Here is a 21,421-nt window from a genome sequence, read left to right as displayed (position 1 = left end):
TAAGGCGTTTGCTCTGATATAAAGACACAGGACATGCGAAGAATATTTATTTAATCCGAATTAATTACTCGTCGGGGAGTTTTCTTAGTCGGACTAAACGGACTACTTGGTGACGTTTTGTCTTCCCTGTCGTGACGACAGTCAGAAGTACTTGCACCTACGCTAGCAAATTTTTACTGAGCCTGGCATAGGCCGTTGGCGCCTGAATTTATTTCTCGTTTTTTTTGTAACAACAAACCAGCTGAATCATCTGACTAGCTGTGAGTGGCAACGAATGTCATTGCACCTATTTAGATTTTTATCCGTCAGGAGAAACACAATGAAAAAATTTCAAGTATCCACGGCATCTCTGAAAATCGCCAAGCCTTTGGCTGCAATGGTATCTGCGGCAGTGCTTGCCGCATCCCTCGCGGGTCCAGTGATGGCTGCCACCCCTTGTAATCCTTGCGCGGCAAAAGCACCTGCGGCAGCCATGGCAAATCCTTGTGCTGCAAAAAATCCGTGTGCAGCAAGCAAGAAAACCACTACAAATCCTTGTGCTGGTAAGAACCCATGCGCAGCCAAAAATCCGTGCGCAGCCAATCCTTGCGCCGCCAAGGCTCCTTGTGCGGCCAAGAAAAAATAAGTTGGAGATAAAAATTCAATAGGGGTATTGCTGCTCCGCGTCAAAGAAGTATTCGAGCATTTGACGTGCAATACAACTTGTCGCACCGACATGGCCCGTATTCGAATACGGGCCATGTACGATATGACGTGACGTCAATATTCTCTGTTATAAGATTTTAGTGGGGTATTTTATTGGCTCGCAAAAATAGAACTTAGCTCCGAGTACTAAACTAGACACCTTTAGCATAAAGCCGAATTGTTTCTGTCTTAAGATCACCCTACCCGACAGTGCGACAATGGCCAGGTTTCGTCTGAACTTGAGACCAATTTAGTAAGCTGCCGAGCTAATTGAACATTTTGCGTCAAAAAGATCAGCTCGCGAAACCTACTTGATCATTCCTGATAGCCGACGATTCAGGAATTCGACCCAGAAGCCTCGCTAGGGTCGCTCACCCGACCAGGACGCTAAGCAACGATTGATCCGTTGCAGCTAAACTCAGCCGCGATCGGTCGGCCGTCGTCTTGCCAGCGGTGGCTAATGACCTACCCTGATGATACTCATGCCACAATTAAGAATTTCTGCTTGTAACAAACCGCAGCTTGAGATCTCTAAAGCGCATAGGGCAAATAGTAAAAGCAAATCACCGTAACCCAATCCTGACCTAAAGGAACTGACTCATGAATAAGACAATGACCACCGCTACCTTGGCCTTGGCGTTGAGCGCCGCGTTAGCCGCTGCTGCAATGCCAACCATCGCCTACGCCGCTGATGGCGAAAAGTGTTTCGGTGTAGCTCTTAAAGGAAAGAATGATTGCAAGGCTGGCGCAGGCACGTCCTGTGCAGGAACCTCGAAAGTCGACTATCAGGGTAATTCTTGGTCCATGGTACCCAAGGGGACTTGCGAACAAACGGCATCGCCCACTTCTCCAACTGGTTTTGGTCAACATCAGGAGTTCAAGGAAAAGAAAGCCTGATTAATAAATGAACGATCGCGGAGCGTTCCTATGATTCAATCTCCTAGCGATGGACCGTGCTTGGTGGATGCTGCCCAAACAGCGTTCACCAAGCTGCCATGCCGTGCCGGTATTGGCTTAAAGTCCGAATACTTTCGCGAGGTAATTTCAGAGCAACCAGACTTAGGTTTCTTTGAGGTCCATGCCGAAAATTACATGGTCGCAGGCGGGCCATTTCACCATTACCTGGAAATAATTCGCTCGCGCTATCCACTGTCCATACACGGCGTAGGTCTATCCATTGGTGGGCAAACCCCACTTGATGAAGAACACCTCTCTCGGTTGGCCATACTGCTAAATCGCTACCAGCCAGAAGCATTCTCCGAACATCTCGCTTGGTCCAGTCATGGCGGCACATATTTCAACGACCTGCTACCAGTACCCTACACAGCGTTCAGTCTCTCGCAAGTGTGTGAGCAGATAGACCGTGTGCAAGAGCGCTTGGGGCGGCCTATGTTGCTCGAAAACCCGGCCACTTACGTTCAGTACGCAGCCTCGACCATGACCGAAAGTGAGTTTATAAACCAAGTCATACGTCGTACTGGCTGCGGGCTCTTGCTCGATGTCAACAATGTACATGTATCCAGCGTCAATCACGGAGGTGATGCACGAGAGTACATCTTGGGTTTGCCTCTCGACGCAGTGGGTGAAATTCACTTGGCAGGGTTTGCTGAGGAGGTAGACACGAAAGGAGCGCCGCTGCTAATTGACAATCATGGCGCACCGATTGCGAAAGTTGTGTGGGAACTCTATGCATTTACCTTAGGGTTGACTGGCCCGAAACCGACCTTGATCGAACGCGACAATGATATCCCTGAATTAAGGGTGTTACTGAGCGAAGCTCAACAGGCCGACGCAATCACTCGGCGGCTATTTCCGGCCCTGCCATCCGCTACAGAGCCAAAGAAGGCATCTGTATGAGCGCTCACGATGATTTTGCTGAAAGCTTAATGCAGGAAGCGTCCGTTTGCCCGTCAGGCTTAACTACCTGGAACGGCTCTGACCCGTCCCAGCGTTTTGCGGTTTACAGAAATAACGTCATCGTTTCCCTAATCGATGCTTTGGCCGATACCTTCCCCGTCACCCAAGCACTCGTCGGAGAGGCGTTTTTCCGCGCTATGGCTGGTCAGTTCGTGCGCGCCCATCCTCCCCGCTCACCAGTACTAACCTTGTACGGTGACTTGTTCCCTAGCTACGTGTGTGACTTTGCACCAGCTTCCGCGCTGCCTTATCTGGGAGATCTTGCACGCCTAGAAGTAGGCTATGTACAGACCTACCACGCAGCTGAGGAGGGGTCTTTAGCGATATCAGAACTGTTTAAGTTGTTAAGCAATGAAACGACCCTGTCACAGGTGCGTTTCACTCTGCATCCATCTATCAATGTAGTGCGTTCGCGATATGCTGTGGTTTCTCTCTGGGCGGCCCATCAAGATCTGTCGCCGGAGAACACCTTAGGGAGCATACACCCGGATGTTTCTGAAGCAGCCATGCTAATTCGTCAAGATTTAGATGTAGTAGTTGTCCGCATAGAACACGGTGCAGCGGAGTTCATTGAAAATTTGCACCGCGGTGCTGTCTTCGCTGATGCGGCGTCTACGGACGTCCCTTTTAACCTTGAGACGACATTGGCGCTGATGCTCCGCTACGGTGCCATCATTCGTTACAATATTTAGGAATAGTTCTCAATGCATGAAGCCCGCGTAGTGAAACTGATCAAATGGTTTATTGAGCAATTTGAGCGTACGCCTTATTGGTTGATCGCCTTGCTAGGACGCTTTTCTATTGCGGCCATTTTCTGGAAATCTGGAGAGACCAAAGTGCAAGGCCTAGCTCTCGACATAGTATCTGGAGAGTTTCAATTCGGGCTGCCAAGATTGGCTGAGTCGGCGGTGCTTTTGTTTAAAGAAGAGTATCAACTACCGTTGATTGCTCCCGAATCGGCGGCCATCATGGCGGCTTTTGCGGAGCATTTCTTCCCCTTAATGATCTTAATCGGCTTAGCCACGCGTTTTTCCGCTCTGGCCTTGTTGATCATGACGCTGACTATCCAGCTGTTGGTCTATCCAGATGCGTACCCTACCCATGGTGTATGGGCAACGGTGCTGTTGCTGTTGCTGGCGAAAGGTCCTGGTGCTGTTGCTCTGGATCATTTCATTGCACGGAAATTCAGCCAGTAAATGCTGCAAGGGAGTGCGCCAGCCTCATGGAGCGAATACGACATGCATAAAGAAACACTGCGATGACCATTCGACAACGCCTGACGATCAGCTATGCCATCGTCCTCATATTTCTTTTGGCCATCGTCCTCATCAGTCTGCAACGTTTCGATCTGCAGGCTCAGAGCATGCACGACGTGGTCGAAGGGGATGCCGCGCGTGCCGAGCTGGCCTCAGCCATCAACCTGCACGCTGAAACGGCAACTAGTCGCTTACTTCTGCTCTTCGTCCTTGAAGACCGCGAACAGCGTACCGCCATCTATCAGGAGATCGACGCGCAGAACACCGAGATCGATCAAGCGCTGCGGGACTTTCGCGCACTTATGACCGAGCCTGAGTCGCAGGCTATGCTCGCCCGCCTGGAAAGTCTGCGCAAGGACTACGAAATGCACTTCAGTGCCACGGTAGAAGAGCTGGAAGTGGGCGAGCGAGCCTCGGCCGTGCAGCTTATGACGGGGCTGACCCGAAGCGCACTCAATGCCCTGTTGGCGCAAACGACGGCAATGGCTGAGCAGCAACAACTGTCCATGCACGCACGCCAGACACAGGCAGTGCAGGCATCCGAACGCTCAATCCAGCTGGTGCTAGCCCTGGGTTTCAGCGCGTTGATCGCTGGGCTGCTGATGGCCATTTATATGACCCGCAGTATCACTCAGCCTTTGGACCGCGCGCGAATGGTGGCAGACCGGATTGCCGATGGCGACCTCAGCCACACGATCGACAATGTCGGCAACGATGAAATCGGAAAACTGTTGGCGGGCATGCGCAGCATGAGCGGGCGCCTGCGCACGGTGATCGGATCGATCCTGAGCAGCGCAGCAAAGGTAGACTCGGCGGCCGAGCAACTGCAGGTGCCAGCAGCCAAGGTCAAAGTGGACTCGGCACTGCAGAGCGAACTAGCGGGGTCTATCGATCGCTCCATTGGCCACTTATCCCAAGGTATCGGCACGATGGCGGGCAACGTATTGACTGCTCGCGACCAAGCCCTCAAGGCCCGTGATCTGGCGCAGGATGGGGCTCGAGCCATCACTGTGGTTGCCGCGGAAATCGCCCAGATCGCCACGGCCGTCGACGGCTCGGCCCAATCGGTCGCAAGGCTCGGTCTGAGCGCCAAAGAAGTCGCAGGCGCGGTCAGCCTGATCCGCCAAATCGCCGATCAAACCAACCTCCTGGCGCTGAATGCCTCTATCGAAGCAGCAAGGGCCGGCGAGAGTGGTCGAGGCTTCGCGGTCGTCGCCGATGAAGTGCGTACTCTGGCCAATCGCACCGCGGATGTCACCGGAGAGATTGACCGAGTGATGACCTTGATCAATCAACAGACCCAGAGTGCGGCCCGTGATATCGACGCGGGCAAGCGCGGTATGGAGCACGGCATGGACTTGATACAGAGCATTGCCGTCCCGCTGGAGGCGTTACAGATCGATGCCCAGGATTCCCTCGACAACCTTGAACAACTGACTGAACTGGCGGCTGACCAGTCCCGGGAAAGCGAGGCGATTGCTGGCAACGTGCGCACCATCGTCGAGATGGCCAGGACCAACAAACAGGCTACCGATCAGCTTGCAACGATCACCGACGAACTCTTGCAAACAGCCGCAAAATTACAGTCCTCGGTTGCCGCCTTTCGCCTGTAGTCGGGCGCAAGGAAGCCCTGCTTGGTAAGGAGGCACACCAGCATGATCGGCTTCACCCTGAAGCGATTCGCCCAGTTCGCCTCAATTCGCAACCGCTTGATCCTGGCGTTCTCCGCACTGCTCGGGCTTTTGCTGGCCCTCTCGGTGATGACCTCACATCGCCTCGAGACACTGGGCGCCAGCATGCACGAGTTCGTCGATCAGCCCGCCCGACTCGTCCTACTCGCCGAGCGCGCGAACCAGCACTCGCAATACGCCGCCATCCAGCTTCTGCGCCTTTTGCAAACCCCCGACCGGGATCAACGAATCCCTCTTTATGCGCAGATGGACGCGGCCATGACGGCATCGGATGCTGCAATTGCCAGCCTTGCGCATGCGGACAGTCGGGCCTACTCGCAATCTCAAATCGCCCAGGCTACCGAGTTGCGTCAACGCTATGGTGTCTTGTTTCAGGAGACGGTCGAGCTCATCGAAATCCAAGGCCTGACTCAGGCTCAAGCGCACTTTGAACTGTACACAGACCCTGCACTGAATGCGCTACTGGATGTCACATTGCGCCTGACGGAGCGTCAACAAACACTGATGAACCTGGAGGTTGAGCATTTTGAGCAGTCCGCCACTGCCACACGCCTGCAAATAGTCGCGATTACGGCCAGCGCGCTGGTACTCGGCGCCCTGCTGGCCTTGTTGATCTCGCGCTCCATCGTCATACCCATAGGTGAAGCGGTCGCCGTGGCAGAAACAATCGCCGCGGGCAATTACAACGAGAACATTCCTCGCGGTAGAGGCCCGGAAATGCAGGTACTGCTGCGAGCGCTGGCGTTGATGCGCAAAAACATCGTGATTCGCGAGGAACGGATAACCCGCATGGCCTATGTTGATAGCTTGACCGACCTACCCAACAGGGCACATTTCATGGAGGCCCTTGCCACGGCCAGCGCAGGTGAACATGGCGCCCTGGTGATCCTCAATATCGATCGCTTCGCACCAATTAACAATGCCCTAGGCCATGCAGTGGGCGACCGTATGCTTAGTGAAATAGCCGCCCGCCTGCTCGCCTGCGTTGCCGCGTCCCATCTGGTTGCTCGACTTGGCGGTGATGAGTTCGTCATTCTGTACGAAGGCAGCGATAGATCCGCTATTTCCGGGTACATACAGATGATTCTGGACGCGCTACGCAGGCCGATGCGGCTCGATGACCAGCGACTGGATATCGACGTAAGCCTGGGCGTAGTGTTTTATCCAGACGATGGTAATGACCCCACCGCCTTGCTCAGGCGCGCCGACCTGGCAATCAAGGCGGCCAAACGCCGGCACGAAAGTTATGCATTTGCCGCGGAATTCGAGGACGTGGTGCAGCATGAGCAACTCACGTTACTCGGCGAGATGCGCGATGCCTTGGTGCGAAATGAATTCGTCATTCATTACCAGCCAAAATTGAATCTTGCCAACGCTCGCATCAGCGGGGTTGAAGCACTGTTACGCTGGCAACATCCGATCAGGGGGTTGATTACACCTGACCTGTTTATCCCGTTTGCAGAGCAAACCGGCTTCATTCGCGAGATCACGCCCTGGCTGATTCGTGAGGTGGTTGGCCACGCCACGCAGTGGCGGCGCGACGGATTAGAGATCGTGGCCTCGGTCAACATATCAGCACTCGACCTGCTTAACCCAGCACTCATCAGTAAGGTACAACAGCCGCTAATCCAGACGTCCTTACCAGCTGAAATGCTCTGTCTCGAAATCACTGAAAGCGCCCTGATGGACGACCCCGAACTGGCACACACGCACCTGCTCGCCCTCGCTCGGCTGGGCATCAAGCTTTCGATTGACGACTATGGTGCCGGCAATGCCTCACTGTCCTATGTAAGAACGCTGCCGGTCCATGAACTGAAGATCGATCGATCCTTCATCACCCAGGTTGACCAACAACGAAAAAGTGCCGCTATCGTACGTTCGACAATCGTGCTGTGCCGTGAGCTCGGCTTATCGGTTGTCGCCGAAGGCGTCGAAACAGCCAGCGAACTGGATTGGCTGAAGATCAATCACTGTGATCTGGTACAAGGGTTTGGCATCGGCCGCCCGATGCCGGTGCACGAGCTATATGGCTGGCTGGAAATTACCCACGCGTGGCCTCAGGAACGGTAGCTGGCAGGCCGGAGATACAGGTGGAGAGCGACAGCAAGATACTCTAGTGTTCTGTCTAAGAAAAAATGTTCTCTTTACGCTGTGATGCCATCGCCTCTCGTGCACGCTGGATCTTGCTCAAGATCTCTTCAACTTTTGCACTCCAGCCGTATCGGCTCGGCAGAGCATTGTGTAACGCTAAGAACGTAATAATGGAGCAGGCTAGTTCACGTTTCGAACAGAAGCTGCCGTCACGCAAGAAAACGGTGATATCTCGGAAGAAGGGTTCACACGACCGGCACAGCACAACGAACTTCCCGACTCTATACTCACCGGGACCAGGCTGAAAATCAACCCGCTGGATTCCGCTGGGCCCAACATCGCATAGGCGCTGATTGACCAGATCAGCCGGCTATTGCCGCGCGTCAAGATCACCGAACTGCTGAGAACTTGAATGAATTGACGAGCTTCACCCGCCACTTCTCGCACCTCAAGGATCGCGCATAGGCGAAAGACCGGACGCTACTGCTAACGGCGATCCCGAGCGATGCCATCAACCTCGGCCTGATCAAGGTGGCCGAGTCGAGTCTAAGCACAACCTACGCCAAGCTGTCCTGGTTGCAAGCCTGGCGCATCCGTGACGAAACCTACCCGACGGCCCAGGCCGAGGTGGTTAACAGCCAATTCCGCCAAGCCTTCGCCGCCACACCTCATGCTCTGATGGCCAACGCTTGCGCGCTAGTGGCCGTGCCGGAGCACAGGGCACGTCAACCCGAAGTACGGTAGCGAGTCGGGACTGTGGTCCTACACCAGCATCTCCGACCAGTACGCGCCGTTCGGCACCCATGTGGTAAATGTCGGCGTGCATGATTCCACCTATGTGGTCGACGGGCGGCTATATCACGGATCCGATCTGCGGATCGAGGAACACTACAACGGCACGGCCAGCTTCACCGATCATGTCTTCGCGCTGATGCATCTGCTGGGCTTTCGCTGCGCACCGCGCATCCGTGATCCCGGCGAAACCAAGCTGTGCGTGTCAAATAGAGTCCAGAACTACCCGACACTTCGCCCGATGATCGGCGGCAGCTTGAAGCATGTCCTCGCCCCCTGACTTTGGAGGCAACGTCCAGATCGATGGCGCTCATCCTTGGCGTCGAGCACTGAGGTGGTAAAGCCGATAGAGGGTAGGAGAACAACCCCGTTTGTCGCCCCCGTATCACTGAGCAAAGATGGCCACCCTCTGCGAGCTAAACTCTCTCCTGTATCGGGCTTCAGCTTCACAGCCATCAAGCACTGGGCAAACTCCTGCTTGGCTACTGGCTCTTGCGTTTACTCCGACGGTCTGGCCCGCTTTGGCGCGATTACTGCCGCGGGATGTAAGCATGAACAAACCGTGTTCGTCGGACGCAAACTAAAGAGTTGCCCCAGTTCCAATGAGTCAATACCATTCTCAGCAACCTCAAAACGGGTTTGAACTGGAGTCATCATGCATTCAACTTCAGCAAATATGCCGCACGGAACCTAGGCACTTGCGTGCCAATTTAACCGACGTTTCAATCTGAGTACGCTACTCGTGCGCTCACTCTATGCCGCCGCTGCCTGCATCCCGAAACCTTTGCGGTTGATTCGGATGGCAGGGGATTATTGCTAGTCAGGTGGTTGATTGCGTGGCGGGATTCCGCACATGACTACGGCATGAAGGTCGACATCCTCCCCTGCACTGAAGGAAGGAAGGGTTTACTAACGCTAGACGGCGATGCCCCGCCCTTTCAACGCAATAACCAACCGATTGCATTCAATGAACCAAATGAACGTTGACATCGGGCCGTTGCGAATACTGATCCAGCAGAGCAGCCATATCCTCGGCAAGTTCCCACACATGCTGGGCGGGCGTCTGACGCTGGGCAAAGGCACGCAAGCCGATGATTTGGGCTTGAAGCAGACGAGCCAAGCGGGTGCAATCCACTGCGGGGCGCAGCTCCCCGCGCTGTTGTGCGAGTTCAAGAAGAACACTGATTTTTTGCTCGACGGCATCCAGCAGCGCATTGACCTTGAGCTGCAGTTCTGGTTCTTGGGCGCCGACTTCCAGCAGGGTTTTGATGATCATGCAGGCCCTAGCCGGCGGCGCGCAGGTGGCCGTACAGGCGCTAGCCAACGACCGAAAATAGGCTTTGAGCGCTGCCAACACAGAGGGATTCGCATCAATCTGGCGCTGTAGATCTTCCCTTGCGTGGTCTGCATAGACCTCCAGCGCTTCGGCAAACAGGCCGCTTTTACTGCCGAAGGTGGCGTAGATGCTGCCGGGGCGCATGTCCAGAGCCTGTTCAATATGCTTCATTGATGAGGCGAAATAACCGCGTTCCCAAAACAACCGGACAGCCCGATCGAGCGCGGTATCGCGATCATATTTTGCGACTCTAGACATGGATTTCTGCTCGCATGGTGCAATCGATTCCGGAGGTATCCGAAGCGATTCAATTTGAATGATCATTCAATTATAGCTTGAATGATCGTTCAATTATAGCTAGCCTGAAGGCGCTATCGAACAATGGCTCAATACACTCGCTCAATACATCGAGAGGCGTTTTTCATGAAGAGTTTCAAGCTGCACGACCAGTCTTCAGCACCCGAAGCGGCCAAGCCACTGCTGGAAGATTCCATGAAGTCCTTTGGCATGATCCCGGGCCTGCATGCCGTAATGGCCGAGGCCCCGGGGGTGCTGGACGCCTATAAAAAGCTGCATGCGCTGTTCCTTCACACCAGTTTCGACGCGGATGAAAAAACCGTGGTGTGGCAGAGCATCAATGTGGAACACGGCTGTCACTACTGTGTACCCGCGCATACCGGCATCGCCAAATCGATGAAGGTATCGGACGAAGTGACCAATGCCTTGCGCGACGAAACCCCGTTACCCAACGACCGCCTGGAAGCACTGCGCAGCTTCACTCTGGCCGTGGTGCGCAACCGTGGTGAAGTCGCCGATGCCGACCTGGAGGCCTTCTATGCTGCCAGCTACGAGCAGCATCATGTGCTGGAAGTAATTCTTGGGGTGTCGCAGAAAATCATGAGCAATTACATCAACCACATCGCCAAAACACCGGTTGATAAGCCCTTTATGCAGTTCGAGTGGAAGAAGGTGCAAAAATAAAGCCTGTTTGGATTAATAGCGCTTCTGAGCGCATAGGGTCGACAGCCGCAACTGTGGTGTTGTCTCAATTTTTAGCCAGCGGCAGTGAACAACCGATTCTGCTGTTCGCTGGCTAGCCAAAGGTGGCTAAGCCGGGGGCGTGGCGACCGTGTGACGTTTCAGAATACTCACTAGAGGAGGTCTACATGATTAGCCAGATCAGCGAAAGCCATACCTATATTGACGGTCATAAAATTGCCTTCCGCGAGCAAGGCGAAGGCAGTCCAGTAATCTTGATTCACGGGATACCAACCAACAGCCTGATGTGGCAATCAGTAATGCCTAAACTTGCCACTCGCCATCGCGTCATCGCTCTAGACTTGCTCAATTATGGCCAGTCCGAAAAGCCAAAAAACGCCGATGTATCGATCAATGCCCAAAGCCGTATGATCGTCAAGTTCATGAATGCCCTGGATGTGCGTAGAGCTGACGTTGTCGCCCACGATATTGGCGGTGGCATTGCACAACTGATAGCCGTGAATTATCCAGAGAAAATTCGCAAGCTGGTTTTGATGGACAGTGTTTGTTTCGATTCATGGCCTATTCCCGAGTTCAAACCGTTAATCGAGCCCGGCGCGGAAGAGGCGATGAGCCTGGATGAGTTCGTCGCCATGATGCGTCGCTTTATGCCGCAGGGCGTTCACAACAAAGCCGTGATGACCGATGAATTGATCAACATTTATCTGGAACCATGGGCAAGCGAAGTGGGCAAGCGGGCTTTTTTTCGTAATCTTAGACGCTTGAACAGCGAATACACCCAGTCAATTGCCAAAGCGCTTGGAAACCTCGTACATCAAACACTGGTGATCTGGGGCGACCAAGATCCCTTCCAGAAACCGGAATATGCGCAGAAATTGACCGACGCAATCCCAGATGCGGAACTTGCCTGGATCAAGGACGCCGGACACTGGTTGATCGATGAAAAACCAGATGAAATCGCCGACCGTATCAATCAATTCCTGGGTGACGAATAAGCTCATAGCGCTGGTTTAAGTGCCTGAACTCAGGGCGGAAAATCGGCTATATCCCAAGTGCTGTACATGAACTAACGAGCATTTGAATTAAATTACTCAGTCCTGATGGCGAGGAACTACGCATGAACAGAGCCATAGCCTTCGATATTTACGGCACCCTGATCGACACCGATGGCGTGTTGACTGTTCTTAGCGAACAGGTGGGTGAAAAAGCCCCATCCATTTGTGCGCTATGGCGCAACAAACAACTGGAGTACAGCTTTCGGCGTGGCTTGATGCAGGACTATCAAGACTTTTCAATTTGCACCCGTGACGCACTGCTGTTTGCCTGCCAGACGCACGACGTCAAGCTGGACGCTCAGGCGCAACAGCGAGTTCTGGGCAGCTATGCAGAGCTGCCCACCTTCGCGGATGTAGCCGCAGGCCTGGGCCAACTGGTCGATGCGGGGGTGCCCCTGCATGCCTTTTCCAATGGCAGTCGAGCGGTGGTGACAGGGCTGCTGCAGCGCGCAGGTTTAAGTGATTTTTTCCAGCAAGTGGTCAGCGTGGAAGACGTTCAGTCGTTCAAGCCCGACCCCAAGGTTTATGCACACCTGGCGCAGCAGTGTGCGCTGCCAGCCAGTCAAATCTGGCTGGTTTCGAGCAACCCTTTCAACGTGCTGGGCGCAGCCCACAGTGGCTTGCGCGCCGCCTGGTTGCAGCGCGATCCAGGCGCGGTTTTCGATCCGTGGGGCATTGAACCGCCAATCACCTTGCACAGCCTGCTGGGTCTTGCGGATCATTTGCCGTAAGACCCACTGTAACGCCAGTCTGTTTCGCGTTGCCAATAGGGCGCTACGGGCCTGCGTTTTTCACCGCCCAGTAGCGGCGGCCACTTTGAATTAAAAAACCTGAAGACCAAGATAGCTCTTTCGCAGTTGATCCCTTTATCAAGGACACTTGGGAGCGACTTTTCATCAAGGGCCGAGCGCTAATGACCGTGCTCACCATGAGCCCCGAGACATTAGCGAAAGCATTATTTACCGTTCATCAAGCTGGGTTGTAGAGGATGGGCTGACCATACATTCTTGGTCTGATGCAGCTCGGAATCGCACCCTCTTTACTCTTGGTCGAAGTCGAAGTCGACGCGTGAATGATCGTTGCGCCAACGGTAGTGCCTTGACGAAGCATTAGCACCCGATCCCCCAGACAGTCGTTAATGACTTACAGAATGCCTCGACAAGATGGTTGTTATCCAGCAGACGGCGAAAGTTGAGGGGCGTGGTTTCGTCGGGAATGCGCTCCAGGCTCAACCCCTCAAACTGGCGAATAATCGTCGTTTTATACAGTGACTCCTCCATTGCCGGGTCGTTGTGGCCGAACCAGCATCTGCATCAGATGCACTCGCAACATAGCCATCAATGGATACGCCGGGCGACCTCCTTCACCTTCCAGGGCACGACCTTATCCATTGCTATAAGGAAGCGCTCACGGCGGGTTTGCTTACGCTTGCCTTCGTACTCACCATCAGCGAAGGAGATTTGTTTCATTGGGACTCAACCGCTCACTTTGTGGGACGGGGATATTTCACCAGACTCGGAAACCTTTCTCAGATGGTATGGACGCCTCCCCTGGTAGACAAGTGTCAAAGTAAAGCGTGTTGATCATTGGTGCAGCACAGGAACTCAGGATAGAGGACAGCGGAATTACGGCCAATACGCATTCGAAGCTTCCGAAGTCCTTGGGTCGGTGTGTGTTGACCCTTGCTAAAAAGTGAAACGCTGAGATTAATTGAGAAATGGTCGGCTATCGGATTGATCAAGTTCCGCTAGGAAATTCAGTCAAGATTCTGTGTAACAAACAAAGAAGCCATCCATCTCAATTGATTGTATGTCAGAAAAATATCAGACAAATCGCTGAGGAGAGCCGCTTTGGAATCGATTTATTATGTTCTGTGCTGGCACTGCCATCGCCGTTGCAAGCATTGCTACGAAAGCCGCTTTCGTCCCTATGTTAGAGATGAACTGGAGGCTGTCATCAGTGAGGCAGAGCGAAACATGCCTAGAATCATCAATAATCTCCCCGAACGCATGAGCTACGAAGATTGGCGCAACCCGCTCCCCGACGGTACTGTGCCACAGCGGCGTAGCCGAATCATTTTGTCCGGTGGCGATGTGCTGACTGAGCCGGTTCGAGAGCGCATTTTGTATCCCTCCCTTGAGCGTCTGCGTGAGCGTTATCGTGAAAAGGGTGGCGTCAATGTGGTGGTTCAGACCACGGGCGATCTGTTAACACCGAAAATCATCCGTGAATTGCTGGATCTTGACGTCTGGATGATCTCAGTATCTGGCCTAGATGATTATCACGTCGGTATGGCAGGTGAAGGCAAAGTGTCGTTGCTAGACCAACTCAAGCGAGAGTTCGAGGCGGCTGGGATACGTCCCTCGGGACTGCGTGCTGACGAACGGGAATGGATGGACGAGAAAGGCCCAGTCTACAGTGCTTTCGGTGCCACTGATGATGCCTGGATCGGCAAGCTTTGGCCCCGGGGTCGGGCCTGGGAGAACAGTCTGTCGAAAGCGAACCTGACCGACAACTTCTGCAATGCCTGGTCCGGTGGGCTGAACTTTCTGGAATACGGTCGATCGGGATCGGAAGTTTCAATTGACCCTACGGGTGATGTTTATCCGTGCTGCCTGAAAACGGCTTCTCCGTTGGGAAACCTGATCGAAGAGCCGCTATACGAGATCCTCGACAGCCTCGCTGGCCACCCCGCTATGGAGGCCATCAATGCCGGCAAGCCCGAACGTATGGGTTTGACTGAAGGCTGGACTACAGCGGATTTCTTCGAAGCCTCTCGCACAACCATGCCGGATGGCGCGGATTATCAGAACCTGTGTATTGGCTGCGATCGCTATTTCACCCAAGTATTAGGTCCGATACTGGATGATATCCGTAATCAGCGACGGGCAAACCGGCATGGTCTGATCGCCATATCATGAGTCTGCACACTCCAAATCCATTCATGACGAGCTGCGTCGGTTAGCCTGGTTTTGCGATGACCGATATTGATACCTGACAGACATATTTTTGATCTGACTTTCCCGACGTATCTTAACAGGGAGCCTGTGATGAAGGCGGTTATACTGGCTATTGGCTTGGCACTATCTACTCAAACGTTTGCCCAGACAGGCATTAGCGAGAACTGGAGCGGCATCGTTGAAGAAGCCAAAGGCCAGATCGTTTACTTTAACGCCTGGGGTGGTGAGTCACGTACCAACAACTACATACGCTGGGCCGCCGAGCAGGTGGAAGACCTTTACGGCATTAAACTGGTCCATGTGAAACTCTCAGATACCTCCGAGGCCGTTTCGCGTGTGTTTGCCGAGCAGCAGGCGGGTAACACGACCAAGGGGGCGGTGGATCTGATCTGGATCAACGGGGAGAATTTCGCAACCCTGAAGCGAGCCGGTCTGTTGCATGGTCCCTGGGTTGGCAAGCTACCGAACTTCCCGCTTACGGATCCGGAAAACAACCCTGAGATGACCACCGATTTTACCGTCCCGGTGGAAGGCTATGAAGCACCCTGGAGCAAGGCCCAGTTGGTGTTCTATTACGATAAGTCCCTAACGGAAAATCCTCCAACGTCCATGCCGGAGTTGCTCAAATGGGCAAAAACCAACGCTGGTGAATTTTCGTACCCCAAGCCGCCACAATTTCTGGGGACGACCTTCCTGAAGCAGGCTCTGCTGGAACTGTCCGATAACCGTGACGCCTTGTATAAACCGGTGGAAGAGGCAAATTTTGAAGAGGTGACGGCGCCGCTATGGTCATTTCTCGATGCCCTGCACCCATACCTCTGGCGCTCAGGCAGGACCTTTCCCGATAACGGCCCAGCGCTGCGACGTATGATGGCGGACGGAGTCCTGAGCCTGGCGTTTTCATTCAACCCGAATGAGGCTGCCTCGGCGATTGCCAATAGTGAGTTGCCACCAACCGTCCGCACGTATGTGTTGAAAGGCGGCACCATTGGCAACGTCAGTTTCCTGGCCATACCGTTCAATGCCAGTCACAAGGCTGGGGCGGTGGTGGTAGCCAATTTCCTGATGTCTCCCGAGGCTCAGGCACATAAGCAGAATCCGGAGAACTGGGGAAGTATCACAGTGCTGGCTATGGACAAGCTGTCTTCCGAGGACCGGGCCCGATTTGATGCGCTGCCAAACCCGGTTGGTGGTGTGACGACACAAGGCCTGCAGCAGGTTGTTGGCGAACTCCATCCGAGCTGGATTGAAGCGCTGGAGCGAGCCTGGCAAGAACGGTACATGGCGCACTGATGCTTCGTTACATATCCTGGCTGATTATTGCGGTACTGATATTGCCGATTGCTGGGGGGATGATCTTGATCATACCTCCAGCGTTTGGCTATCTCCCGCTACTGGGAGGCGATGCCATTTCTCTCGAACCCTGGCAACGGTTATGGCATACACCCGGAATCAGCCGTTCCATAGGGGTTAGCTTCGGGACTGGACTGGCCACCACCGCATTGGCGTTGATAGTGGTGTTTGCCTTTCTCGCCACTTTCAGCCCGACCCGCTTCGATCGCTGGGTAAATCGCTCGATGTCGCCCTTGTTATCAGTTCCCCATGCCGCGGCAGCCTTTGGCTTTGCCTTCCTAATTGCGCCCTCGGGGCTACTCCTGCGCGGGTTCTCGCCTTGGCTAACCGGATTTGAACGGCCACCCGATATCATGGTGGTCAATGATCCTTTTGGTCTCTCACTGATTGCCGGGCTAGCGATCAAGGAAATTCCGTTTCTGCTGTTGGTCAGTTTGGCTGCTTTGCCGCAGCTTAACGCCCAACAGAAAGTCATGTTGGCGCGGTCGCTGGGCTACCATCCGCGAATAGCTTGGCTAAAGGTGGTGGCTCCTGGCCTGTATCGGCTAGTCCGCCTGCCGGTATATGCGGTGCTGGCATTTGCCACGTCTACGGTGGATGTGGCCATGATTCTTGGTCCCAATCTACCCTCGACGTTGAGTGTACAGGTGGTGCAATGGTTCAACGATCCGGACTTGTCTTACCGGTTTCTGGCCGCAGCAGGTGCCTTGTTGCAGTTACTGGTTACCGGCATGACGCTTGTGACCTGGTGGGCTCTTGAGCTCACTGTTGCGCGATTGTTCCATGCCTGGATCAGGCGCGGTGGTAGACGCGGTGGTGATCGGTTGATTAGGGTAACCGGGCGATCCGGTATGGTGATGGCGATCTCGTTGTCAGGCTTGGGTTTGCTGGCCCTATTTGTGAACTCGGTCGCCGGATTCTGGCGATTCCCATCGTCCTGGCCGGCGAATTTTACGCTTAGCCACTGGCTAGCGGCGTTACCGACGATCGAGCGTCCGCTAGTTACGACGCTTGTGGTGGCTGGGTTGGCGGCTTCTATTGCCATGCTTCTGGTGCTTGCGGCGCTTGAACAGGAACAGGAACAGCAACAGAACAAGCCGGCCACTCGAGCATTGTGCTTGCTCTACCTTCCGCTGCTTATTCCTCAAGTGGGGTTTCTCTCGGGTATTACCGTGTTGAGCGAGATGGCCGGTTACGGCCCCTCTCTACTGGTGGTTGTCTGGGGACATTTGTTGTTCGTACTACCCTACATTTACCTAACGCTGTCAGAGTCGTATCGGCAATTGGATCCTCGTTGGGCCTGGATCGCCCGTTCACTTGGTAGCTCACAGGCCGGCATTTTCTGGCGCATTCGGGTGCCGTTGTTATTGCGGCCGATGTTGATGGCCTTTGCCCTTGGGGTTGCCATCAGCGCCAGCCAGTATCTGCCCACCCAGCTTCTGGGCGGAGGTCGTATCGTAACAATCACTACCGAAGCCGTCGCCCTATCATCGGGCGGAGATCGCCGGCTGATTGGCGTGTGGGGGCTAGTGCAGGCGATGGTACCGTTGCTGGGTTTCCTATTCGCCATGCTGATTCCCAAACTTCTCTGGCGCCGCCGGAAAGGCATGCAAGGAGCATGAATTTGAAACATCACCTTGAGCTGAGAAATATCAAACTCAGTATACTCGGGCAGACATTGCTAAGCCTGAACCAAACCATCGGGCCGGGAGAGCCCTTGACGGTGATGGGTCCCTCCGGTTCAGGAAAATCCTCACTTCTTGCATTTATTGCAGGGTTTCTGCCTGCAGAGTTTCAGGCCGCCGGGCAGGTGATTCTCGATGGTCACGATATTACTGGCGTACCGGCTGAACGTTCGGGTGTTGGTCTGTTGTTTCAGGACCCCCTGCTGTTCCCGCATCTTTCGGTTGCTGGCAATGTCCGATTTGGTATTCGTGGCGGGGGGCGGGAAGTTGATCGCGAGGTTAACGATGCCCTGGCAGAGGTCGGGCTTGAAGGGTTTGGTTTGAGGGATCCTGAGACCCTATCTGGCGGTCAGCGCGCTCGAGTTGCTCTGGTTCGCTTGCTGCTGTCACGTCCCCGCGCGGTATTATTGGATGAGCCCTTCTCGAAGCTCGATGCGATACTGAGGGCTGAAATGAGGTCGCTGGTGTTTGACCATTTACGCGATTACGGGGTGCCAACGATACTAGTTACCCATGACGCGGCGGATGCTAAGGCCGCCGACGGGATATTAATTAAACTAAGAGTACGCTGATTTGTTCATATCTTTCTCCCAATTTGGACTCGTATCATTTAAATTCATCCTGCACCTTAACAGATAAAGAAAACATCTTAGAGTGCGGAGTACGCAGAAAAATTTAACGATCTAATGGTTACTCAACAGCAATTAATAAACTTATGCCCAAGGTCCATCTGGAAACATAGAACACTCTATTGTACTCGGACATTAATGGTGGGCGCGGACGCCCCAGGATGAGGATGTTGCACGTGTTGCGTTTATGAGTGGTGAAGTTGGATTTGGATGCGTGCCTAGTTAAAGCCGCAGTCTTGTAGTATCGGCTATCGATTAAGCAGACAGTGCGCCTGCCAGACATGACACACTATTTTGACATAAAACTCACACGTGCACATTATTGCGCGTGCTGGACTGAATATTTCCAGGCGGACACACCATTTTCAGCCTGCGATTACAACTTTCTAGTAATGCACCAAAAGCTCCTATCGCTGCGGATTACTTGGTATTTCATCACGCCACTCAACTAGCAGATTCAACGCCAGAAACACACACTCGACCGCCAGCCAGAGATAAATCTTCATACTACAGGCATTAAGCTTCAAGTCATCAACAACATTAAACGTCCGAAACATGCATTCGTGAATGATTGAACATGCATGAAATCCATCGACTGATATTAGTGGATCGCTTCAGGAACTGCCAGCGGCTCAGAATTCTAATACACGATTCGCTCGTGCGGCTCAATCCGAGAATTTAACTCTAGCTCGTGATAAAGTCGGTAGAAACTATTATAATTTCAGCGATGGCTCTTACATGACGCAGATAAAGAAATCAAAAGCCGAGACCTATTTACACTGGTTACGCACGGTCGGTATCAGACGACTTGCGATCTCGAAGTTTCTCGTTAGCAGGCGCGCATGTTAGCGATAACTACTTTATGTCTTCGCTCCCTGCGATAACTACGACATCAAGTTGCTTCTCGGCATACATGTTTTTTTGAGACTGTAGTTCTCACTCTACTCTCTTATTGCCACAGAACTCATACCGCCAAACTTTGTGACTTATTGATGAACTGGGTTGAACTGAAGCAGTGTTCAAGGCGACGTTTTGCCGTTGAGCCTCAACCCTTAGGTTGTTTGAGGATCATAAATAGCGAGCCACTCCAAACAATTTTATGATTTAACGTGATCCTAGCACATCTGATTAAATTAAAGCCCTACTTACACCGAGTAGCATTTTCCAGGGGGAGGATGGGGTGTTAACTATTCCGCCTATTAATCCCCCCGAAGAACTCTAAGCAAACCTTTAAACGCTCCATTCAACCTAGTGAAAGCCGCGTCAAAGTGAATTGCGTTTTCTGTATATTTTGCGATCTCAACCTGTTGATCGACAGTGTTTTGGTCAAGAGATGGTTGAATCGGTGTCCTGTACAGTAACCCCGCCCCATAAATCCCAGCCGCTGACTCCTTTGCAGCAATATGTCTTGGGTTGGTTGTTTGTAAAGAAAACCGAGTCGGCGTGGCGCGTTTTACCTGGTCCGTCAACACCGCAGAAAAGTCTAGGTCACGGGCTTTAAAGTCAGGGGTATCAGCGTTAGCGATATTATTGCTCAGCACCTCAGCTCTTTGACTTCGATAAGTCAACGCTCTTTCAGCGGACCCAACGGCCTTTTCGAAGTTAATACTCATACCAATCTCCTTTTCAAGGGTTATTACTTACCCGACATTGCACGCGCCGAGTACTCAAGCTTAAATGGCGATACATCCGCATCATTGGCTTAGCATTTATTCCAGATTCAAAAAATACGTATTATTTTTTGAAATTACAATCAAGCAGCTAAGCAACCATAATCGATTTCTATGCCGAATGGGGGGGCATACCTAGTCAGCCGCTACATTAACCCCAGAAACATTTGGTATCACACAGAGGGAGTCAGTCGAGCGCTTAGGAACACCCCGGGTATATCATTTTTCAAACAATACATTCATATCTTGGCAAGCAGAATGATGGTTGTTTTTGCGCAGATGGGCTTCGAGCTCAATTCAGAAATCATAGCGCCCACCTACTCTTACTACGATACCTTTCATGGATGAAGAAAACTATCGCAACAAACGGAATAGCCTTTTCCCCCTTTAGATCATAGTCTGATGGGCATTCAAGTACCGACAAAGAATGCCCAGTCGAGTCATATTGTACTGCGAGCCTGACTAAGAACCTTGAGCGTTATATTGGGGGTTGAGCTCAAAATACCTTGCGTTAGAATTTGGCATTTCATCATAGCTCTCAGGATCAGCTTGGTAGAGTGCTTGCCCTCTGGCATTGATTTCCGAAAGTGAAGAGCACCCAGCTGAAACAAATATGGCCAAAATCAACACGCTTCTGATGGCGTACTTCATGGTTTGCCTCGATATCAATTATGGAGAACTTTCGATTGCACTGAGTTTATGGAGTGCAGTGGCCACCCAGCTTTCCGTATACAGCACCAAGGACAGCACCAAAGATAATGTGTAGCATTAGAGTCATGACTGGGGCCATTACACCGATGTTTAGGCCGAATAAACCTGCCCCTGCCATAGGCATCACAACCACCATCATCAATACCCAAGCCCCGACCCCGAACCAAATACCGCTGAGAGTACCTCCACTTGGTATCCGGCTGCGTAACAGAGAAAATAAGATCCCCCACATGACAGTACCTATCATGAAATGCATAACCCATCCGACAGATACACTCGTGACTCCAAGCATGCTCACGATCATAGCGATTGGGTTCAACTCGGGCATCACGCCCATCATCTGCTTGACAAACATCAGCATTGATAAGACAAATGTCGCCACGAATCCTGCTACCAACCCTCTCAATATATAAGGCATTGTCATTCTCTCCGTGTTTTTGAATAACCCGAAACTCAAATTGAGTATCGAATTCACTTCCGTTGTTGAAAGCCAAATTGGCTTTATAATTCGACGTTAATACTGATTTCTCAGAGTATTCATCGAGCCTGAGAGCCAGTGTCAATCACAGTCTCCCATTACTGATGCGTGAGA

Annotated in this window: 19 protein-coding genes and 4 pseudogenes; 16 read left to right on the top strand and 7 right to left on the bottom strand. The window is 52.8% G+C overall.

Features of this window, described 5'->3' with window-relative positions; genetic code table 11:
- Positions 1 to 330 precede the first annotated feature (330 nt).
- The gene (locus tag AC1Q6D_RS28640; RefSeq protein WP_492618492.1) at positions 331 to 717 is read right to left on the bottom strand and encodes a hypothetical protein; all 387 of its coding nucleotides are present in this window, start codon (positions 715 to 717) and stop codon (positions 331 to 333) included.
- Positions 718 to 1,284: 567 nt separating this feature from the next.
- On the opposite strand from AC1Q6D_RS28640, the gene AC1Q6D_RS28635 reads away from it, so the two are divergent.
- From AC1Q6D_RS28635 to AC1Q6D_RS28605, 7 genes and pseudogenes are all read left to right on the top strand, one after another.
- On the top strand, positions 1,285 to 1,581 hold the full coding sequence (locus AC1Q6D_RS28635) for a BufA1 family periplasmic bufferin-type metallophore (RefSeq protein ID WP_103404574.1): 297 nt from the start codon (positions 1,285 to 1,287) through the stop codon (positions 1,579 to 1,581).
- Positions 1,582 to 1,611: 30 nt separating this feature from the next.
- Complete coding sequence (bufB, locus tag AC1Q6D_RS28630) at positions 1,612 to 2,541, top strand: MNIO family bufferin maturase (protein WP_103404575.1); 930 nt, start codon at positions 1,612 to 1,614, stop codon at positions 2,539 to 2,541.
- Positions 2,538 to 3,293 (top strand): HvfC/BufC N-terminal domain-containing protein, encoded by a 756-nt coding sequence (locus AC1Q6D_RS28625; RefSeq protein ID WP_103404576.1) that lies wholly within the window; start codon positions 2,538 to 2,540, stop codon positions 3,291 to 3,293. Before bufB ends, AC1Q6D_RS28625 begins: the two co-directional genes overlap by 4 nt.
- A gap of 12 nt (positions 3,294 to 3,305) precedes the next feature.
- Positions 3,306 to 3,797, top strand: coding sequence for a DoxX family protein (locus AC1Q6D_RS28620; RefSeq protein ID WP_103404577.1), 492 nt, complete (start codon positions 3,306 to 3,308; stop codon positions 3,795 to 3,797).
- Between the two features lie 62 nt (positions 3,798 to 3,859).
- A pseudogene (locus AC1Q6D_RS28615) lies at positions 3,860 to 4,615 on the top strand (MCP four helix bundle domain-containing protein); the annotation flags it as partial.
- Positions 4,598 to 5,470 carry a methyl-accepting chemotaxis protein gene (locus tag AC1Q6D_RS28610; RefSeq protein WP_404943282.1) on the top strand — a complete coding sequence of 291 codons (873 nt, stop codon included), beginning with the start codon at positions 4,598 to 4,600 and terminating at the stop codon, positions 5,468 to 5,470. The pseudogene AC1Q6D_RS28615 and the gene AC1Q6D_RS28610, both read left to right, overlap by 18 nt.
- Before the next feature lie 42 nt (positions 5,471 to 5,512).
- Positions 5,513 to 7,618 (top strand): putative bifunctional diguanylate cyclase/phosphodiesterase, encoded by a 2,106-nt coding sequence (locus AC1Q6D_RS28605; RefSeq protein WP_103404579.1) that lies wholly within the window; start codon positions 5,513 to 5,515, stop codon positions 7,616 to 7,618.
- 55 nt (positions 7,619 to 7,673) lie between these two features.
- Here the strand turns inward: AC1Q6D_RS28605 and AC1Q6D_RS28600 are convergent.
- Positions 7,674 to 7,886: pseudogene (locus AC1Q6D_RS28600) on the bottom strand (IS630 family transposase); the annotation flags it as partial.
- Positions 7,887 to 7,889: 3 nt separating this feature from the next.
- Between AC1Q6D_RS28600 and AC1Q6D_RS28595 the strand changes: the two are divergent.
- Positions 7,890 to 8,705: pseudogene (locus tag AC1Q6D_RS28595) on the top strand (Tn3 family transposase); the annotation flags it as partial.
- Between the two features lie 60 nt (positions 8,706 to 8,765).
- Positions 8,766 to 9,074, top strand: a complete 309-nt coding sequence (locus tag AC1Q6D_RS28590) for a transposase (protein WP_371919919.1) — start codon at positions 8,766 to 8,768, stop codon at positions 9,072 to 9,074.
- 321 nt (positions 9,075 to 9,395) lie between these two features.
- Here the strand turns inward: AC1Q6D_RS28590 and AC1Q6D_RS28585 are convergent, their stop codons facing one another.
- Positions 9,396 to 10,091: a TetR/AcrR family transcriptional regulator gene (locus AC1Q6D_RS28585; RefSeq protein WP_256590262.1), complete on the bottom strand. Its 696-nt coding sequence runs from the start codon at positions 10,089 to 10,091 to the stop codon at positions 9,396 to 9,398.
- Positions 10,092 to 10,190: 99 nt separating this feature from the next.
- Between AC1Q6D_RS28585 and AC1Q6D_RS28580 the strand changes: the two genes are divergently transcribed.
- From AC1Q6D_RS28580 to AC1Q6D_RS28570, 3 genes are all read left to right on the top strand, one after another.
- On the top strand, positions 10,191 to 10,748 hold the full coding sequence (locus tag AC1Q6D_RS28580; RefSeq protein WP_103404580.1) for a carboxymuconolactone decarboxylase family protein: 558 nt from the start codon (positions 10,191 to 10,193) through the stop codon (positions 10,746 to 10,748).
- 185 nt (positions 10,749 to 10,933) lie between these two features.
- Positions 10,934 to 11,761 (top strand): alpha/beta fold hydrolase, encoded by an 828-nt coding sequence (locus AC1Q6D_RS28575; RefSeq protein ID WP_103404581.1) that lies wholly within the window; start codon positions 10,934 to 10,936, stop codon positions 11,759 to 11,761.
- Between the two features lie 122 nt (positions 11,762 to 11,883).
- Complete coding sequence (locus AC1Q6D_RS28570) at positions 11,884 to 12,552, top strand: haloacid dehalogenase type II (RefSeq protein ID WP_103404582.1); 669 nt, start codon at positions 11,884 to 11,886, stop codon at positions 12,550 to 12,552.
- A gap of 275 nt (positions 12,553 to 12,827) precedes the next feature.
- Here the strand turns inward: AC1Q6D_RS28570 and AC1Q6D_RS28565 are convergent.
- Positions 12,828 to 13,290: pseudogene (locus AC1Q6D_RS28565) on the bottom strand (transposase); the annotation flags it as partial.
- Positions 13,291 to 13,671: 381 nt separating this feature from the next.
- Here AC1Q6D_RS28565 and AC1Q6D_RS28560 point away from each other — a divergent pair.
- The 4 genes from AC1Q6D_RS28560 to AC1Q6D_RS28545 all read left to right on the top strand — a co-directional run bounded on the left by AC1Q6D_RS28560 (position 13,672) and on the right by AC1Q6D_RS28545 (position 18,391).
- On the top strand, positions 13,672 to 14,742 hold the full coding sequence (locus AC1Q6D_RS28560; protein WP_207291508.1) for a radical SAM/SPASM domain-containing protein: 1,071 nt from the start codon (positions 13,672 to 13,674) through the stop codon (positions 14,740 to 14,742).
- A gap of 129 nt (positions 14,743 to 14,871) precedes the next feature.
- Entirely contained in the window at positions 14,872 to 16,074 is a 1,203-nt protein-coding gene (locus tag AC1Q6D_RS28555; protein ID WP_103404584.1) for an ABC transporter substrate-binding protein, read from the top strand.
- Positions 16,074 to 17,756, top strand: a complete 1,683-nt coding sequence (locus AC1Q6D_RS28550; RefSeq protein ID WP_103404585.1) for an ABC transporter permease — start codon at positions 16,074 to 16,076, stop codon at positions 17,754 to 17,756. The genes AC1Q6D_RS28555 and AC1Q6D_RS28550 overlap by 1 nt, the downstream gene beginning before the upstream one ends.
- Positions 17,753 to 18,391 (top strand): ATP-binding cassette domain-containing protein, encoded by a 639-nt coding sequence (locus AC1Q6D_RS28545; RefSeq protein ID WP_103404586.1) that lies wholly within the window; start codon positions 17,753 to 17,755, stop codon positions 18,389 to 18,391. The genes AC1Q6D_RS28550 and AC1Q6D_RS28545 overlap by 4 nt, the downstream gene beginning before the upstream one ends.
- 1,256 nt (positions 18,392 to 19,647) lie before the next feature.
- Here AC1Q6D_RS28545 and flgB read toward each other — a convergent pair.
- The 3 genes from flgB to AC1Q6D_RS28530 form a co-directional block, all read right to left on the bottom strand.
- A complete protein-coding gene (gene flgB, locus AC1Q6D_RS28540) occupies positions 19,648 to 20,061 on the bottom strand; it encodes a flagellar basal body rod protein FlgB (protein ID WP_103404587.1) in 414 nt (137 codons plus the stop codon).
- Positions 20,062 to 20,580: 519 nt separating this feature from the next.
- Positions 20,581 to 20,769, bottom strand: a complete 189-nt coding sequence (locus AC1Q6D_RS28535) for a hypothetical protein (RefSeq protein ID WP_146041496.1) — start codon at positions 20,767 to 20,769, stop codon at positions 20,581 to 20,583.
- A gap of 46 nt (positions 20,770 to 20,815) precedes the next feature.
- The gene (locus AC1Q6D_RS28530; protein WP_103404588.1) at positions 20,816 to 21,247 is read right to left on the bottom strand and encodes a DUF6789 family protein; all 432 of its coding nucleotides are present in this window, start codon (positions 21,245 to 21,247) and stop codon (positions 20,816 to 20,818) included.
- Positions 21,248 to 21,421: the final 174 nt, after the last annotated feature.

Source organism: Pseudomonas sp. MT92 (assembly GCF_058792515.1).
The sequence above is the reverse complement of the archived record's forward strand: the minus strand, read 5'-3'. Positions and strand labels throughout refer to the sequence as shown.

Excerpts from the sequence above, each read along its gene's own strand:
- AC1Q6D_RS28535 (WP_146041496.1), bottom strand. The coding sequence starts at position 20,769 with ATGAAGTACGCCATCAGAAGCGTGTTGATTTTGGCCATATTTGTTTCA.
- AC1Q6D_RS28555 (WP_103404584.1), top strand. The coding sequence starts at position 14,872 with ATGAAGGCGGTTATACTGGCTATTGGCTTGGCACTATCTACTCAAACG.
- AC1Q6D_RS28585 (WP_256590262.1), bottom strand. The coding sequence starts at position 10,091 with ATGATCATTCAAATTGAATCGCTTCGGATACCTCCGGAATCGATTGCA.
- AC1Q6D_RS28635 (WP_103404574.1), top strand. The coding sequence starts at position 1,285 with ATGAATAAGACAATGACCACCGCTACCTTGGCCTTGGCGTTGAGCGCC.
- AC1Q6D_RS28625 (WP_103404576.1), top strand. The coding sequence starts at position 2,538 with ATGAGCGCTCACGATGATTTTGCTGAAAGCTTAATGCAGGAAGCGTCC.
- AC1Q6D_RS28620 (WP_103404577.1), top strand. The coding sequence starts at position 3,306 with ATGCATGAAGCCCGCGTAGTGAAACTGATCAAATGGTTTATTGAGCAA.
- flgB (WP_103404587.1), bottom strand. The coding sequence starts at position 20,061 with ATGAGTATTAACTTCGAAAAGGCCGTTGGGTCCGCTGAAAGAGCGTTG.
- AC1Q6D_RS28605 (WP_103404579.1), top strand. The coding sequence starts at position 5,513 with ATGATCGGCTTCACCCTGAAGCGATTCGCCCAGTTCGCCTCAATTCGC.
- AC1Q6D_RS28575 (WP_103404581.1), top strand. The coding sequence starts at position 10,934 with ATGATTAGCCAGATCAGCGAAAGCCATACCTATATTGACGGTCATAAA.
- AC1Q6D_RS28550 (WP_103404585.1), top strand. The coding sequence starts at position 16,074 with ATGCTTCGTTACATATCCTGGCTGATTATTGCGGTACTGATATTGCCG.
- AC1Q6D_RS28610 (WP_404943282.1), top strand. The coding sequence starts at position 4,598 with ATGCGCAGCATGAGCGGGCGCCTGCGCACGGTGATCGGATCGATCCTG.
- AC1Q6D_RS28545 (WP_103404586.1), top strand. The coding sequence starts at position 17,753 with ATGAATTTGAAACATCACCTTGAGCTGAGAAATATCAAACTCAGTATA.
- bufB (WP_103404575.1), top strand. The coding sequence starts at position 1,612 with ATGATTCAATCTCCTAGCGATGGACCGTGCTTGGTGGATGCTGCCCAA.
- AC1Q6D_RS28580 (WP_103404580.1), top strand. The coding sequence starts at position 10,191 with ATGAAGAGTTTCAAGCTGCACGACCAGTCTTCAGCACCCGAAGCGGCC.
- AC1Q6D_RS28530 (WP_103404588.1), bottom strand. The coding sequence starts at position 21,247 with ATGCCTTATATATTGAGAGGGTTGGTAGCAGGATTCGTGGCGACATTT.
- AC1Q6D_RS28570 (WP_103404582.1), top strand. The coding sequence starts at position 11,884 with ATGAACAGAGCCATAGCCTTCGATATTTACGGCACCCTGATCGACACC.
- AC1Q6D_RS28640 (WP_492618492.1), bottom strand. The coding sequence starts at position 717 with ATGTCGGTGCGACAAGTTGTATTGCACGTCAAATGCTCGAATACTTCT.